At 45.2% G+C, this 2,302-nt stretch carries 3 protein-coding genes; all 3 read right to left on the bottom strand.

Annotated elements, in window-relative coordinates; all coding sequences use genetic code 11:
• Positions 1 to 17 precede the first annotated feature (17 nt).
• The 3 genes from tnpC to tnpA are packed head-to-tail and all read right to left on the bottom strand — an operon-like array spanning position 18 to position 2,230.
• Positions 18 to 1,538, bottom strand: coding sequence for an IS66 family transposase (tnpC, locus tag FZF08_RS31410; protein WP_159478875.1), 1,521 nt, complete (start codon positions 1,536 to 1,538; stop codon positions 18 to 20).
• A 57-nt stretch (positions 1,539 to 1,595) separates the two neighbouring features.
• Positions 1,596 to 1,937: an IS66 family insertion sequence element accessory protein TnpB gene (gene tnpB, locus FZF08_RS31405; protein WP_159478872.1), complete on the bottom strand. Its 342-nt coding sequence runs from the start codon at positions 1,935 to 1,937 to the stop codon at positions 1,596 to 1,598.
• Positions 1,937 to 2,230: an IS66 family insertion sequence element accessory protein TnpA gene (gene tnpA, locus FZF08_RS31400; RefSeq protein ID WP_159478869.1), complete on the bottom strand. Its 294-nt coding sequence runs from the start codon at positions 2,228 to 2,230 to the stop codon at positions 1,937 to 1,939. Before tnpA ends, tnpB begins: the two co-directional genes overlap by 1 nt.
• Positions 2,231 to 2,302 lie beyond the last annotated feature (72 nt).

Genomic DNA, 2,302 nt, shown 5'->3' with positions numbered 1-2,302 from the left:
TGTATCCGGCCTACCAACTACATCTTTGTTAACTGTTGAATATTGTTAAAGTTTTGCGGGTACAGATCGGTGATGTTTTTATGGTTAATTGTCGAGATGTTTGTCAGGGTGTTCTTTAGCCATTTGTAGGGATTGACGTTGTGTTTTTTGCAGATAGCAAAGAAGGAGTAGATCATGGCAGCTCGCTGTGCTGCTTCATGTGATCCGGCAAAAAGATAATTTTTCCGACCCAGGGCCAAGCCGCGTATTGAATTTTCGATTTGATTATTATCGATCAACAGATTCCCATCATATAAATACGCACTGAGCGCATCCCAGCGGCCATAACTGTACTGCATCGCTTTTCCAATCTGGCTTTTTGGGAGTGTACTTTTAATTTGATCAAAGATCCATTTTCCCAGCTCATTGATAACCGGAAGGGATTCGGCCAGTCGTAGCTCTTTGATTCCGGCAGCATCCAGCATCTGCTGGCTGGCTTTCCGCTCCACAGCGTATAGCTGCTGGATCATTGACAGTGCTTTTTGCGCTCTGGTTTTGTCATTATCCAGAGCTCGTTCAAATTCTCTTCGCGCATGCGCCCAGCAGGCTAGATGGGTAACGTCCTTGCGTTTTCCGTGCTTTTCATAAACTGCGTACCCATCCGTCTGAAGATAGCCTTTGAAGCTTTCTAACATCGTTTTCGCTCCTAAGGATCCTCTTGTCGGCTGGTAATCAAACAGGACCACGCCATCCAAAGGGCTGTGATAGACCCAATAATAGCCTTGGTGGCAAGCGCCTTTCTTTTCACTTTCCAGTACTTTAATCGGACTTTCATCCACCTGCCAATAGCCTTTCGATTTCATATCGAAGACTAGTTGCTCGTAAAGAGGTTCCAGCTTAATCAAGGCTTCTTTGGTCCAGCCTTCAAGGGTTGAAGATGCAATATGGATATCTTCTCTGGCAAAGCGCTGTTTCTGCCGGTAAAGCGGGAGATGGTCTTGGTATTTATCGGTTAAAATGCTGGCAAGAAGTCCAGCAGACGGTATTCCCTTATCAATTACACGCTCTGGAAGCTGACCGATTTTGACCCCTTCACCATTTTTAGGCGCATACTTATAGCGGATATATCTTTTGATCAAAAAGCGGGCAGGTTCATAATCAAGCTCTTCGGTAACTTCCTTGCCGATACAAATCATTTCCGAAAGATCGCCCGTTGGATAAATCTCAATTTCTTCGACAGGTAAGTGCGTTGGAAGTGCAGCACGGCCTTTGTGATTAGGCCTGCTGCGGACGTAGCTGATCTTTTCTTTCAGGATTTCCTCTTGCGCGGCAATTTGGTCGGCGGGAGCTTCAAAGGGGAGTGCAATCTGGGCAGGATCACCTTCGAAGCGCTCTCGTTTTTGTCCAAACTGCATCCGCTTGTACATCGCAAGCTGCGATTTGAGATAAGCGTTTTCATCTTCCAACTCTGCAATACGCACTTCATTGTAGGACTGCTTTTCCTTATTTATAAGGGCTATCAGTTCTTCTTTTGAAAGCGATTCCAGAGACATATCCATGCACTAAAGATACAGATCCAGAGGCATTTCTACTAATAAAATGTGCCTTTTTTGTGCCTAAATACAATATCTTGCCTTTTGTATGCTCTTTTGTATCTGAATGCCCTCTACCATCAGGACCAGTTCGGCCCAACTCAAAGATACCCGTCCATCCATTGCTTTGGGTACAGAAAACGTTCCTTTTTCCAGCCGTTTATAATACAAGACAAAGCCCCCATTTTCCCAATGCAGCAATTTGATATGGGTCCGGGGGCGGTTCAGAAAAACGAATACTTCACCACTTGTAGGATTGCGGCCAAGCTCTGTGCTTACCAGGCCACAAAGCCCGTCAAATGCCTTGCGCATATCACAGCGGCCCTGGTAAAGAAAATAGCGGTGCGATGAACTCAGACTGAACATCAGTAGAGTTTGATTAGTTGGGAAAGCATAGCCAGGTCTTGCCCTTGATAATTTACCTTCACGCCATTTGGGTAGATAATCTGGCAAGAATCACTTGATGTCGATTGTTGTCCGGATATCTGAACAAAGCCACCTACCTTTTCGGCAGGCAAACGTGCGGCCAACTTTTCTTTCCCCGACCAGTAGCCGAATTTGGCTACCGTAATGCCGTGCGGCTTGCAAAATTCAATTTGACTTAGGCCACTTTCACGCCATTCCCTTACTAATCTGAACATTTCTTCTGACTGATCCATTTTGATTGGTTTTTAAGTCAAAAGTAAAAACCGCGGTTCTCCTAAGAAATATGTGGTTCATAGGCCGCTTAC

Origin of the sequence: Dyadobacter sp. 3J3 (genome assembly GCF_009801115.1) — a bacterium.
In the GTDB taxonomy this organism is placed as follows: Bacteria; Bacteroidota; Bacteroidia; order Cytophagales; family Spirosomataceae; genus Dyadobacter.
The sequence above is the reverse complement of the archived record's forward strand: the minus strand, read 5'-3'. Positions and strand labels throughout refer to the sequence as shown.

Coding starts and splice junctions, on each gene's coding strand:
- tnpC (WP_159478875.1), bottom strand. CDS start 1,538: ATGGATATGTCTCTGGAATCGCTTTCAAAAGAAGAACTGATAGCCCTT.
- tnpB (WP_159478872.1), bottom strand. CDS start 1,937: ATGTTCAGTCTGAGTTCATCGCACCGCTATTTTCTTTACCAGGGCCGC.
- tnpA (WP_159478869.1), bottom strand. CDS start 2,230: ATGGATCAGTCAGAAGAAATGTTCAGATTAGTAAGGGAATGGCGTGAA.